General features: G+C 39.8%; 13 protein-coding genes. 2 read left to right on the forward strand and 11 right to left on the reverse strand.

Annotated elements, in window-relative coordinates; genetic code table 11:
- Positions 1-4 precede the first annotated feature (4 nt).
- The 10 genes from lpxD to rimO all read right to left on the reverse strand — a co-directional run bounded on the left by lpxD (position 5) and on the right by rimO (position 11098).
- The gene (gene lpxD / locus B9T33_RS04160) at positions 5-1075 is read right to left on the reverse strand and encodes a UDP-3-O-(3-hydroxymyristoyl)glucosamine N-acyltransferase (protein WP_086177696.1); all 1071 of its coding nucleotides are present in this window, start codon (positions 1073-1075) and stop codon (positions 5-7) included.
- Positions 1076-1078: 3 nt separating this feature from the next.
- Entirely contained in the window at positions 1079-1579 is a 501-nt protein-coding gene (locus B9T33_RS04165) for an OmpH family outer membrane protein (protein ID WP_086177697.1), read from the reverse strand.
- A 40-nt stretch (positions 1580-1619) separates the two neighbouring features.
- A complete protein-coding gene (gene bamA / locus B9T33_RS04170) occupies positions 1620-4223 on the reverse strand; it encodes an outer membrane protein assembly factor BamA (RefSeq protein WP_416202582.1) in 2604 nt (867 codons plus the stop codon).
- Entirely contained in the window at positions 4204-5559 is a 1356-nt protein-coding gene (rseP, locus tag B9T33_RS04175) for an RIP metalloprotease RseP (RefSeq protein ID WP_086177699.1), read from the reverse strand. The genes bamA and rseP overlap by 20 nt, the downstream gene beginning before the upstream one ends.
- Positions 5560-5562: 3 nt before the next feature.
- Positions 5563-6759, reverse strand: coding sequence for a 1-deoxy-D-xylulose-5-phosphate reductoisomerase (gene ispC, locus B9T33_RS04180; RefSeq protein ID WP_086177700.1), 1197 nt, complete (start codon positions 6757-6759; stop codon positions 5563-5565).
- Entirely contained in the window at positions 6760-7584 is an 825-nt protein-coding gene (locus tag B9T33_RS04185) for a phosphatidate cytidylyltransferase (RefSeq protein ID WP_086177701.1), read from the reverse strand.
- A complete protein-coding gene (uppS, locus tag B9T33_RS04190; RefSeq protein ID WP_086177702.1) occupies positions 7585-8340 on the reverse strand; it encodes a polyprenyl diphosphate synthase in 756 nt (251 codons plus the stop codon).
- A gap of 6 nt (positions 8341-8346) precedes the next feature.
- Positions 8347-8901, reverse strand: a complete 555-nt coding sequence (frr, locus tag B9T33_RS04195; protein ID WP_086177703.1) for a ribosome recycling factor — start codon at positions 8899-8901, stop codon at positions 8347-8349.
- Between the two features lie 79 nt (positions 8902-8980).
- Positions 8981-9709: a UMP kinase gene (gene pyrH / locus B9T33_RS04200; protein WP_086177704.1), complete on the reverse strand. Its 729-nt coding sequence runs from the start codon at positions 9707-9709 to the stop codon at positions 8981-8983.
- A gap of 45 nt (positions 9710-9754) precedes the next feature.
- Positions 9755-11098 carry a 30S ribosomal protein S12 methylthiotransferase RimO gene (gene rimO, locus B9T33_RS04205; RefSeq protein WP_086177705.1) on the reverse strand — a complete coding sequence of 448 codons (1344 nt, stop codon included), beginning with the start codon at positions 11096-11098 and terminating at the stop codon, positions 9755-9757.
- Positions 11099-11449: 351 nt separating this feature from the next.
- On the opposite strand from rimO, the gene glnL reads away from it, so the two are divergent.
- Both glnL and glnG read left to right on the forward strand, forming a co-directional pair.
- The gene (glnL, locus tag B9T33_RS04210) at positions 11450-12556 is read left to right on the forward strand and encodes a nitrogen regulation protein NR(II) (protein ID WP_086177706.1); all 1107 of its coding nucleotides are present in this window, start codon (positions 11450-11452) and stop codon (positions 12554-12556) included.
- On the forward strand, positions 12546-14021 hold the full coding sequence (gene glnG, locus B9T33_RS04215; protein WP_086177707.1) for a nitrogen regulation protein NR(I): 1476 nt from the start codon (positions 12546-12548) through the stop codon (positions 14019-14021). Before glnL ends, glnG begins: the two co-directional genes overlap by 11 nt.
- Positions 14022-14127: 106 nt before the next feature.
- Here glnG and B9T33_RS04220 read toward each other — a convergent pair whose 3' ends face one another.
- Positions 14128-14454: a hypothetical protein gene (locus B9T33_RS04220; protein WP_086177708.1), complete on the reverse strand. Its 327-nt coding sequence runs from the start codon at positions 14452-14454 to the stop codon at positions 14128-14130.
- Between the last annotated feature and the right edge of the window lie 7 nt (positions 14455-14461).

Consider the following 14461-nt stretch of genomic DNA (forward strand, 5'->3'; position numbering starts at 1 on the left):
ATAATTATTTACGCAATTTAAATGTTGATTCAAGGGACTCAATTTGAGATTGCATATGATCAAGTCGTTTGACCAATTGGGTCAATGGCACATCTGCTAATTGTTTAAAGCGAATTGCAGCCTTCTTCCAAGAACCACTTTCAAGCATTGGCGTGCCAGATGAATAACTTCCCGGCTCGGAAATACTTTTTGTGACCATTGACATCCCCGTAATAGTCACATTATCGGTAATATTAATATGACCCACGATACCTACAGCACCCGCTAAGATACAGTTTTTGCCAATAGTCGTACTTCCTGCAATCCCACATTTAGCAGCCATTGCAGTGTTCGCACCAACTTTGACGTTATGCGCGATTTGCACAAGGTTATCAATAATGACACCATCTTCCAAAATTGTGTCATCCAAAGCACCACGATCGATACTACAATTTGACCCAATTCGCACGTCATTCCCAATGCGAACTGAACCTAATTGTGCAATACGATGCCACTTACCCTGATAAGGTGCAAATCCAAAACCTTCACCACCAATGACTGTGTTGGCATGAATACGTACACGATCACCGAGTTTTGCTTCACCCGTAATGGTCACATGCGAATCGATAAAACATTCTTTACCAATTTCAACACCATCATCAAGTTTCACTTGTGATTCGATACGACTACCGTCACCCACCACACAATGTGCACCAATAACTGCATAATGCCCGACATAGGCACTATCCGAGATAATAGCAGAGGGATCAATTTGCGCTGTACTTTCAATACCGATGCTCACATGTTTCTTTTCAAAAACATGCGTCAAAATCGCAAACGCAAGATATGGATTGGGTACAACAATAAAATTTTGTTGCGAAGGAATATGCGCCTGCATTTCAGCAGTCACAATAAGTGCACCTGCCTGAGATTGTTGCGCCTCAAGCAAGTATTTATCTGCATTTACAAAAGCGAGATGGTGGGATTGTGCATGTTCAAGACTTGCCATCCCACTCAGTTGCAAATCAGCCTGACCTATACATTGACCTTGTACAAGTTGAGCAAGTTTTTCTAAACTGAATTTTTGAGAATTCATTGATTATTTAATTGCATTAACCTTTTGAATCATTTTATCAGTTAATTCAAACTTAGGGTCATAAGCAAGTGCTGAATTTTTATTCAAAACAACATCAAGGTTATTTTCAGTGCGTAATTGTTCTGCAACTTGTTTAATTCTTGAGTCCATCGTGCGATTCAAAGTTTGAATATTCGCCTGAACAGAAGTCTGTACCTTTTGTTGCAGATCATTCAGCTCTTTCAGTTTTGCTTGATATTGCTGCCCCATTTGCTGCTTTTGTGCTGCGGAAAGTTTGTCACCTTCTTGTTGGGCTTTTTGCTGCATTAGCTCTAATTCTTTAGCCAAACTCTCAATTTTTGTAGTTTGAGGTTTAACTTGCTGCTGAATCGATGCATTTTGCTGTTTGATATACGTACTTTGCTCAACAACTTTTTCTAAATCAACAACACCATAACCAGCTGCTTGTACCATTGTCGTGCACGACATACCAACCAAAGCTAGACTAGCAACTAATTTTTTCATTTTCTATCCCTTTAATATATTTACCCAAAATGGGTCGTACTTAGAAAGTACGACCGATTTCGAATTGAATTTCTTTGGTTTCATCGCCAGCTTTGTCATTCAGCGGGAATGCATAACTTAATGAAATTGGACCAATCATGGTAATCCAAGTGAATCCTGCGCCTACGCTATAACGCATATTATTCATATCGAAACCAAAATTATCTTTACAATATTTGCGATCTTCACTCGATTGAGGAACGTCACATTGTGTATCAAATACTTGTGCGCCTTCTGCAAATAAAACTGGACGAACCTGACGTGCCCAATCCCCTTTAAATGGCACTGGTAAAGCTAATTCAGTACCAAATTGAATTAAAGCATTACCACCCACTTCTTCTGGATCATAGTCAACCTGATTTTGCGCATCATAATACACGCCAGGATATTTAGGCCCCAAAGTACTGTTATCATAACCACGTACCGAACCAAAACCACCTGCATAGAAGTTTTTATAGAACGGTAAATCATTACCATAGCCTAACTTACCGTAACCACGTAGTACAAAGTCTTTACCTAGCGGGAAATAAGCCTGTGCATCGTAAGTGATTTTTTGATATTCAACATCACTACCTGGTAAGGCAATTTCAGCATTGACGCGGTGTGACATACCCGATGTAGGGAATACCGGGCGATTCAAGGTATTGTATGACCAACCCAAGTTAAGGTTATAAGTTAAGAAATCACCTTTAAAAGCACTGTCGTATGATTCTTCAGGTACTGCACAAGTGTTATGAGTAACAATTTTATTACCCTCACTATCTAGTACAAAATTTCCATTCTCATCAGTTTTGTATACGGGCACAGTTAATTGTGAGTTACCAGACGCATCAGCAGGACAGAATGATGTGGTATCCGTCGCTTTACCACCATTTGCTAGTAAATAATCACGCACATATGTAGAAACATATGGACCTGTTGTCACTTCGGTATTATCAATATTCAAGCCCATACTGATACTTTGGTTTTCATCGATTGGATAACCAAAGTTGATACCACCACCAAAACTGTCGGTTACATAGTTGTTAACGTTATAGTCGTCATCCAACTTGGTTTTACGGTAGTACATGTTATAACCACGGCGTACACCATCAATAGTGAAGTACGGGTCCGTCACACTTAAGTTATAGTAATCCTGCGTTTCCGAACGAGACAAATCGATAGAAACCGCATTACCTGTACCCAAGAAGTTAGTTTGACTCAAACCTGCTTGGAACGTTACACCACCACTTTGTGAGAAACCAACAGCCAAAGTACTTGTACCTGAGTGTTGCTCTTCAACAGCTACGTTTAAATCAATTTGATCAGGTGTTCCTGGAATACGTGCAGGTTTAACATCTACAGTTTTGAAGAAACCTGTACGTTCTAGACGCACTTTAGACAAGTCAATTTTTTCATTACTTGCTAAAGCACCTTCCATTTGACGCATTTCACGACGTAAAACTTCATCAGCAGTTTTAGAGTTACCTGTGAAATTAATACGACGGACTGTTACTTGCTGACCCGGATTTACGTAGTAGTTGAGGTCTACAAGTTTAGTGTCTTTATTGATTTCAGGAACAATATTCACTTCAGCAAAGTAATAACCCGCATTACCATACTTACGAAGTAGAAGTTGCTTAACACCATTCACTTTTTCTTGAGAGTATAGATCGCCATCTTTATACAACTTAAGTGCGTTTAAATCTGACTGCGTATATAAGGTGTCACCTAAGAAATGGGTTTCTCCAAACTTAAATTGCTCACCCTCATCAACAGAAACTTCAATGAAGACATGTTTTTTATCTTCACTTAAATTCAAGCTAGAATTGGTAATATTAAAATTGATATAACCTTTGTTCAGATATAGCGCACGTAATGCTTCAAGGCTTGCCGCCATTTTTTCACGTGCATAACGGTCATTACGCGAAATAACCGAGTTCCAACCACTTTCTTTTAAGGCAAAGACTTGCTTGATATCACTTTCTTTAAAGACTGTATTACCAATGATATTGATGTCAAAAACTTTGGCAGATTGACCTTCGGTAAATTCAATCAATACGTTTACACGGTTGTTCGGCTGTGCAGTCGTTGTGACTTTCACATCTGCATCGTAACGACCTTGCTGCATATATTGCTGTTCAAGCTCTGTTTCAACAGTTTGCAGAGAAGACTTCTTCAGCACTTCCCCCTCAGACAGACCCATTTTTTTCAGGCCTTCCTCTAGTGCTTCTTTAGGGATGAGTTTGTTGCCTTTCAATTCAACTTTAGAAATGACTGGACGCTCAACAACCGTATACACCAAAGTATTGCCTTCTTGTGATGATTTCACATCATCAAATAAACCAGAGGCAAATAGACTACGAATAGAATTCGAAATGATTTGATCATTAACACGATCACCAGCGGTGAATGGAATCATTCCTGCTACGTTATCAGGTGTTAAACGTACTAAGCCATCAACTCGAATATCTTGTACTACAAAATCATCGGCTGCATATACTTGTTGTGCTACGGCCATAGCACTAACGAGTGCCAATGGCATAAATAAATGTTTGTGCTGCATGCCAGTCTTTTCCGCTGTTAATTTATTACGTATAACGTTCTTATAAACGCATAATGTCATTGAATAGAGCGAGTAGCATCATGCTACCCAGCAATACCATACCAATTTTTAATCCAACCAATTGTATTTGTTCAGAAACAGGTTTACCACGAATTAATTCAATAAAATAGTAAATTAAATGACCGCCATCAAGCATTGGAATGGGTAATAAATTCAAAATCCCCAAACTTACACTCATGAGTGCCATAAATGAAATAAAGGTTTGCCACCCCATTTCAGCACTTTGACCCGCCACTTTCGCAATGGTAATTGGACCAGATAAATTATCTAAACCCACCAAACCGCGTACCATTTTTACAATAGAGTTTAAAATCATGCCGGAAATTTGGCCCGTTTTCTCTACTGCTTTAACGCCTGCTTCAACAGGTGAATATTGAATTGTTTGTTTGTATTCTGCTGGAACAGTAACTTTACCAGGATCACTTTGAACACCAAGCAGTCCTGTTACTTTACCCATTTGGTCGCGCTTACCTTGCGGCATTACATCCAAATGTACAATTTTATTTTGTCGTAAAACTTCAATTTTAAGTAATTTTTCTGGTGATGCTTGTACAACTTGAACAACATCAAACCAATCTTTCATTTTTACGCCATCAATCGAAACAATTTGGTCACCCTTTTTCATCCCTTGACGAATCGCAGCACCATCCTCGCTCAATTGCGAAACAACAGCTGGTATAGATGGGCGATAAGGTGTAAAACCTAAAACTTCGAGTGGCGACTGAGATTGATCGCGTAAAAAACTTTGAATTGGTAAACTGAAGGTTTGTAACTGACCATTACGCTCAGCCTGAATTTGAATATTACCTGTCTCGCCGACACGATCAACAAGGGCATAATTTAAACGCTCCCAAGTCGAAACCTGTGTGCCGTCTACAGCAGTGATTTTATCACCCGCTTGCATGTGAACTGATGCAGCAGGTGTATTCGGTAGAACTTTACCAACACGTGTATTCAGTTGCTCTTGAGCGGGTAAAAATAATATCCAAAATAAAACCACTGCCAATACAAGATTGATCAGTGGACCAGCTGCAACAATCGCAATACGTTTCCATGGATGTTGGCGATTGAATGCTTTGGGTAAATCAGCTTCCGCGACATTACCTTCACGCTCATCCAACATTTTGACATAACCACCCAGTGGCAACGCTGAAAGTTGATATTGAATACCTGATTTTTTAGATGTCCATTTGATTAAAGTAGGACCAAAACCAATTGAATACACCAGGACTTTCACACCCAATTTACGTGCAACAATATAATGCCCAAACTCATGGATCGCAATAAGCGGTCCAAGTAGCAAAATTGCTGCAATGATCATAAACAAGGCATTCATGTCTTAACTTCCTGAATTCAATACTGCTTTCTCAGCAACCATTCTTGCAGTATGGTCCGCTTCTAAAATCACATCAATACTATTTGCAGCGCTATTTTCAATTTGACTTAAGGTGTGTTCAACAATTTGTGGAATGCGAGTAAAGCCAATTTGATTATTTAAAAATGCTGAGACTGCAATTTCATTTGCAGCATTAAGTACTGTTGGTGCTAAACCACCAGCTTTCATTGCTTGACGAGCCAACTTTAATGCAGGAAAACGCTGCGTATCAGGCTCTTCAAAATTAAGCTGCGAATGCAAAAATAAATCTAAAGGTGGTACATGTGTCTGAATACGCTCTGGCCATGCAAGTGCATGTGCAATCGGCGTACACATGTCAGGATTACCCATTTGTGCCAAAGTTGAACCATCTACATATTGAACCATGGAATGAATAATACTCTGCGGATGCACAACAACTGTTACAAATTGTTCTTCAACTGCAAATAAGTGACATGCTTCAATGAGTTCCAAACCTTTATTCATTAAAGTTGCGGAGTCAACCGATATTTTTTGCCCCATAGACCAGTTTGGATGTTTACACGCTTGGGCAGGTGTAACATTTTCAAGTTGTTCAAGGCTATGATGAAGAAATGGTCCACCAGATGCCGTAAGCAAAATTTGCTTAACACCCATTTTAGGCTGACCATTGCGTTCTTTTTGCAAATAGCTTTGTGGCAAACATTGAAAGATTGCATTGTGTTCAGAATCTACAGGTAACAATAGTGCATTATTTTCACGTGCAGTCTGAATCATGATGTCGCCTGACATCACCAATGCTTCTTTGTTTGCAAGAAGTACACGTTTACCTGCTTTAGCCGCAGCTAGTGTTGGAAGCAAACCTGCCGCACCAACAATCGCCGCCATAACAACATCAACTTGAGGATGTTCTGCAACTGCAATTAAGCCCGCTTCACCTTGCAGAATTTCAATATCAGCTAAATTTTCTTGAATGAGTAATTGGCGCAGCTGATCCACTTGATCTTGTGGAACTACTGCGATTTTCGGTCGAAACTGTTTGCAAATTTTTACAAGTTCTACAATTCGGCTATGCGCGGTAACAGCAAATACAGAATACTCTTCTGGGTGATTTTGCAGAATCTTTAAAGTACTTTGACCAATTGATCCTGTAACACCCAATATACAAACAGATTTTGACATCTATAAATCTACGCCAATAAGTTTCAAAACATACATACCTGCTGCAAATATAGGAGCTGCAGCAAGCAACGAGTCAATACGATCCAATACGCCACCGTGTCCAGGCAAAATACGACCTGAATCTTTAATACCAGCACGGCGTTTAATCATTGATTCAAATAGGTCGCCCAGCACTGAACTAAAAACAGTAACGACTGAAAGAATTAAAAATAATATGTGTTCAGCAATACTTAGGTCTAAGTACATGACTTCCACCACCACTACAATAATCATTGCAGTAAATAAACCACCATATAAACCTTCTACAGATTTATTTGGGCTTACATCGGCAGCAAGTTTACGCTTACCTAATTTACGACCAACAAAATAAGCACCACTGTCAGCACCCCAAACCAATAGGAACAGGTACATGAGCCACCAAGGTGAACTATCCCAGACAGCAAAAATAGCCGTAACGGCTGCTGAAACAAGGACTAAACCAATACCTTTTAAGCTAGGGTTATACCAATTATCATACTCCGGATAAGATTTCACCCAGTAAACACTGAGGATCCAAGTAAAAATTGATGCAGCCCAAAGCAACAAAGCTACGTCACTATAATGCAATGCCAATGCTGAAAGAATTGCGGTGACTAAACCATAGCCCCAAGCAAGTGGTTTAATCACATTTTTAGTATTGCGAGGCATAAGCTTAAACCACTCATAGCCAGCAACAGCTGATGCAATAATCATCAGCACAAGCATTGGATATTTAGACTCGGTTGCAAACATGCAACTCAGTACAACTGAAACTAGTACCAATGCGGTTATGATCCGCTCTAACATTTATTTATTCTCAAGTTGCTCTTGTTGAATCTGCTCTGAAGTTTTACCAAAACGACGTTCACGACCACCAAAAACTGCAAGTGCGTCATCAAATTCTTCAATGGTAAATTCTGGCCAAAGCGTTTGGGTGAAGTAGAGTTCTGCATAGGCAGCTTGCCAAAGCAAGAAATTCGACAAACGGAAATCTCCACCTGTACGAATCAACAAGTCTACTGCTGGTAAATCACTCAAACTTACGTACTGACCAAAGACATCAGCATCCACTGCTTCAAGATCGATTTTATTTGCTAAAACATCTGCTGCAATATGTTTTGCAGCTTGAGCCATATCCCACATACCACCATAACTAATCGCAATGGTGAGGGTCATGCTATCGAAATTAGCAGTCCTTTGTTCAGCTTGCAACATTAAGTCGCGTAACTGAGAAGATAGACGAGAACGATCACCAATAAAACGTAGAGAAATATTAAATTTTTCCATACGTGGCAACTGCTCATGAATGGTCTCTTCGAGAAGAGCCATGAGTAAATCAACTTCAAATTGAGGGCGATTCCAATTTTCACTTGAAAAAGCAAAAACTGTCAGTGCTTGGATGTTTTTTTTACGACAATGTTCAACGATGGGATCTAGGATGTCCTTTCCAGAACGATGCCCTTCACCTTTTTGCATTTGATTCTTTTTGGCAAAACGATTGTTGCCATCCATGATGATGGCAACATGTTTTGGAAGACGGGAAGTTTCTTCTGATGAGGTCATTAAAACTTAGACCTTCATCAATTCAGCTTCTTTTGCAGCCAGACGTTTTTCAACTTCAGCAACGAATTTATCTGTGATTTTTTGAATATCATCACCTGCACGGCGTTCATCATCTTCAGAAATTTCTTTTTCTTTCAATAATGCTTTGATATCACCTAAAACATCACGGCGGATATTACGAATCGCAACTTTTGCATTTTCAGCTTCGTTACGTGCAACTTTTTGCATGTCTTTACGTGTTTCTTCAGTCAATGCCGCCATTGGAACACGGATTGCATCAGCTGTGATTGGGTTTAAGCCCAAATCTGATTCACGAATAGCTTTATCAATTGCAGCAACCATTGAACGTTCAAAAGGTTGTACAAGTAAAGTCCGTGAGTCTTCAACACCCACGTTTGCAACTTGGTTTAATGGCACATCAGAGCCATAGTAAGGAACCATAACACCATTCAAAATTGATGGGTGCGCACGTCCAGTACGAACTTTTGCAAAACCGTGCTCTAGAGAGTCTAGAGACTTGTTCATACGTTCTTCTGCGTCTTTTTTAAGATCGTTAATCATGTGATCTTCCTTACTTAATTCGAAAAGATGTAAATTCTAAAATAGAGTGTAGTATAAAGAGCTTTATGGCTCACGTACATTAGTTCGTAACGTGAGTACCCTCTTTTTCGCCCATCACAACTGAAAGCAATGAACCAGATTTGTTCATATCAAATACTTGAAGTGGAACATTGTGGTCGCGGCACAAGCAAATTGCTGTTAAATCCATTACACCTAACTTTTCATCCAACACTTGATCGAAAGTTAATGTGTCATATTTCACAGCATCTTCAAACTTACTTGGATCTTTGTTGTAAACGCCATCCACTTTAGTCGCTTTCAAAATCAAATCTGCTTCGATTTCGATACCACGTAGGCATGCAGCTGTGTCTGTTGTAAAGAATGGGTTACCTGTACCGGCAACAAATACGCATACTTCACCACGAGTTAAATGACGGATTGCATCACGGCTTGAATAAGATTCAACCACGGCACCAATCGGTAAAGCTGACATTAGACGAGTTTTAATATTACGACGTACCAATGCATCACGTAATGCCAAACCATTCATCACAGTCGCCAACATACCCATTTGGTCACCTGTTACACGACCAACCAAACCGTCTTTTTGTAATTGGCTACCACGGTATAAGTTACCACCACCAACCACGATACCCACTTGCACACCTAAACCCACAAGGTGAGCAATCGCAAGCGACATTTGATCTAAGACTTGAGCATCGATACCCATGTCTTTATTTCCAGCAAGTGCTTCGCCAGAAAGTTTGAGTAAGATACGACTAAAGCGTGGTTTTTTAGAATCCATCATCATCAACTCCGAATTATTTAATCTCAATTATTTTTAATGAATCGTTTAAGCAGTCTTCACTGAAACTAGTTTGGCAAATAAGTCATATTCATCTGCATCTGTAATTTCAACTTCGAGTAAATCACCTGCTTTGATTAATGATTTATCAATATCTTCAACAAAAACATTACCATCAATTTCTGGTGCATCCGCATAAGAACGTGCAACAGCCACTGGGAATTCTTCTTCTAAGTCATCCACGAGTACTGTCATTTTCTGACCGATACGACTTTGCAGTTTTGCAGCTGAAATCTCTTGCTGAACTTGCATGAAGCGCTCATAACGTTCTTGTTTGATTTCTTCAGGCACATGATCTGGCAAGTCGTTTGCTGTAGCACCTTCAACAGGCGAATATGTGAAACAACCTACACGATCAAGCTTCGCTTCTTTCAACCAATCCAACAACATTTGGAAGTCTTCTTCAGTTTCGCCTGGGAAGCCCACAACAAATGTAGAACGGATCACAAGGTCTGGGCATTTTTCACGCCAAACTTTTAAACGCTCTAAAGTGTTTTCACTATGCGCAGGACGCTTCATCAACTTCAGAATTTTTGGACTAGCATGTTGAAATGGAATATCCAAATAAGGCAAGATTTTGCCCTGTGCCATTAAGTCAATGACAGCATCCACATGTGGGTATGGATAAACGTAATGTAAACGCACCCAAATACCCAATTGACCAAGTGCTTCACACATGTCAAAGAATTTGGTTTTTACAGGTTGACCATTCCAAAAATCAAGTTTGTATTTGGTGTCTACGCCATAGGCAGAAGTATCTTGTGAAATAACCAAGACTTCCTTCACCCCTGCTTTTTTCAATGCTTGCGCTTCGCTGAGCACTGAACCCACAGGACGAGAAACTAGATCACCACGCATACTTGGAATAATGCAGAATGTGCAACGATGGTTACAACCTTCTGAAATTTTCAAATATGCATAATGTTTTGGTGTTAAACGAATACCTTGCTCTGGTACTAGATCAATAAATGGATTGTGTTTGGGTGGCTCAGGCACATATTCGTGCACAGCTTCCATTACTTCTTGATATGCCGCAGCACCCGTTACTTTTAAAACGTTCGGATGCATTTGGCGAATTTTGTCTTCGTCTTTACCTAAACAGCCAGTCACGATCACGCGACCATTAGAGCTCATCGCTTCACCGATGGCGTCTAAAGACTCTTGTACTGCAGATTCAATAAAACCACAGGTATTTACAACAACTAAATCAGCACCATCATAATCTGATGCTACATCATAACCTTCAGTCTTTAACTGAGTTAAAATTCGTTCGGAATCTACCAACGCCTTAGGACAACCTAAAGAAACAAAACCGACTTTGGGGGATTTCATGAATCTGCGCTCCACTATAATCCGCGTATTGTATGTCTTTTCAGTTGATAAAAACAGGTGAAAAGCCCACTCTTTATATCACGCACCAAAATAATGCTATAAATTCATCCATATAATTTATTTTGCACCATTTTGATACATTTTCAATTTACAGTCTCTTTTGAATCCGCTATACACTCTATTCAAAGTCTTAAACGTACGCATTTATTCAAATAAGCATCAAAACTTAGCGTTTTTAATAATAGTTGGCTTGCATCTTGCATAACCTGCATCAATTCGAAACTTATTACAGTTAACTTATTGCTTTATGAAGATGCCATTGCGCCATTTTAAGACAGGAACCTTACGCTAATGGATCAGACTATGACGATTGATTACCGGCTTTTAGTGGATAATTTGACCACTGCCATTTTATTGGTCGATAGCAACCTGAATATTTTTTATTTAAATTCATCATGTGAAGCCCTTTTTGACATCAGTTTATTACGCGCATCTGGTCAACCTGTGCTGAATTTATTACATATGCCAGATGATGAATTTAATACGCATGATGCGTTAATGAATACTTTGACCACTAGTCAGCACTACACGCGTCGTGAAGCAACTATTAATGTCAATTTCAAAGATATTCATGTGGACTATACCGTTTCACAGCTTAACTCTGGCAAGCCCTATCACCCGCTGCTGATTATTGAGTTAAATCAGATTGATCGGATGTTGAAAATATCCAAAGAAGAAAACCTGATTCAACAGCATCAGGTTGCGCGTCAATTGATTCGAGGCGTGGCACATGAAATTAAAAATCCGCTTGGCGGAATTCGTGGTGCAACACAACTTTTAGCACGCAGTTTAAACGACCCGAAATATAGTGAATTTACCGACATTATTATCAGTGAGGTCGATCGCTTAAGAAATCTTGCAGATACCATGCTCGGTTCACGTCAACTACCAAGCTATGAACCAGTCAATGTGCATGAACCACTTGAACGTGTTCGCGCCCTAATCGTCAATCAAACCAAAAAGAAAATCAAAATTACCCGCGATTATGATTTGTCTTTACCAGATGTATTGGCGGATCGAGATCAACTCATTCAAGTCATGCTCAATATTAGTGTCAATGCTGTCCAAGCCATGACTGAAAACAAAGATTTTTTTGTCGACCATCAACCTGAACTTACCCTCAGAACGCGCATTCAACGGCTTGTTACGATTAATGGTGTTTTAAAACGCTCTGCGGTCCGTGTTGATATTGAAGACAATGGACCGGGTGTTCCACAAGATATTTTAGAATCGGTTTTTTATCCCTTAGTGACAGGCCGCGCCAAAGGCACCGGACTTGGGTTAAGCATTGCACAAAATATCATGCATCAACATAACGGAATGATTGAATGTCAATCAGTGCCGGGAAAAACAATATTTAGCTTATATTTACCTTGGGAGTCAGATCATGTCGCGTAATAAGATTTGGGTCATTGATGATGACCGTGCCATGCGTTGGGTGTTAGAAAAAACCTTTAAGGAAGAAGGGTTTGATGTTACCAGTTTTGAAGAAGCTCAATCGGCTTTAGATCAATTAAGTGTGGATGCCCCTGATGTTATTTTAACTGACATTCGCATGCCCGGCATTGATGGTCTAACTTTCCTAGGGAAAGTAAAAGGCAATTACCCCGATCTACCTGTCATAATAATGACAGCACATTCAGACCTTGAGTCTGCGGTATCAAGTTATCAAACAGGTGCGTTTGAGTATCTACCAAAACCTTTTGATATTGATGAAGCATTGGCTTTAGTCAATCGTGCCATTTTGCATATTGCCAAGTTACAGCAACAAGAGTCTGCAAAAACAGTTCAGCCAATTCAGTCTACCGAAATTATTGGTGAATCTCCTGCTATGCAGGAAGTTTTCCGTGCAATTGGGCGTTTGTCACAGTCGCATATTACTGTACTGATTAATGGTGAATCTGGTACGGGTAAAGAGTTGGTTGCTCATGCATTGCATAAGCATTCACCACGTGGCAACAAACCTTTTATTGCACTCAATATGGCTGCAATCCCGAAAGACTTAATCGAAACTGAATTATTCGGGCATGAAAAAGGTGCGTTCACAGGGGCAAATACACAGCGTCAAGGTCGTTTTGAACAAGCCAATGGCGGTACATTATTCCTAGACGAAATTGGTGATATGCCATTTGAAACGCAAACGCGTTTACTCCGTGTTTTGGCTGATGGTGAATTTTACCGCGTCGGTGGTCACATCCCAGTTAAAGTTGATGTGCGTATTGTGGCTGCAACCCACCAAGATCTTGAAAAGTTAGTACATGAAGGTCGTTTCCGCGAAGACTTATACCACCGTCTAAACGTGATTCGTATTCATATTCCTAAGCTTGCACACCGTAGCGAAGATATTCCAATGCTTGCGCAGCATTTCTTGGCGAGTGCAGGTAAAGAACTAGGTGTAAGTCCAAAAATTCTGCGCCCTGAAACGCAAGAATATATGCAGAAACTCCCTTGGCAAGGTAACGTGCGTCAGCTCGAAAATACTTGCCGATGGCTCACCGTGATGATTACAGGTCGTGAAGTTTATCCTGAAGACTTACCATCAGAATTAAAACAAATACCTATTCAAGGCAGTGATGGCACTCCAACCAATCAAGGCATCGACCGAATTGGTGTACATCATTGGGATGAGTTACTTGGTCAATGGGCTATACAAAAGTTGAAAAATGGCGAAATGAAAATTCTCGACATTGCGACACCAATGTTTGAACGCACATTAATCAATGCTGCATTACAGCAAACACGTGGTCGTAAACGCCATGCAGCTGAACTTCTTGGCTGGGGTCGTAACACACTTACACGCAAGCTCAAAGAACTTGGTATGGACAGTGCTGAAGATGATGTAGAAGAAGAAGTTGAAAGTTAATTTTTAACTTTTAACTGCAATAGAACAAAAAAAGCCAGTCACACGACTGGCTTTTTTTATGTTTTGAGTTTTGATGCGAAAATTTCAGATCTTTAAATAATTATTTTCAAACAGTAAAACCAACATATCGCGAATAACCTTCTGCGCCTAAGTCAGATTGATAAATCAAAAACTCTGGATATGTCGAAGCCGTAATTTCAGTAAACATGTGATAAAGGTCATCATTGGCATGCAACTCATCGACAGTATGTTGCATTGTTTGTTCAAATTCATCGGTGATGTATTCAAAACCAATATCCATCGCAATAAATAAAACATGCTCACATGGTTGAACATACTGCTCTTCTGACCAATCGATTACGTGCTGCTGGCAGTGTGGACATTGAATGTTATCTGATGGAGAAATATCGAGTTCAATAAGTTGATAAGACATAAAAACA

Origin of the sequence: Acinetobacter sp. ANC 5054, assembly GCF_002135295.1 — a bacterium.
In the GTDB taxonomy this organism is placed as follows: Bacteria; Pseudomonadota; Gammaproteobacteria; order Pseudomonadales; family Moraxellaceae; genus Acinetobacter.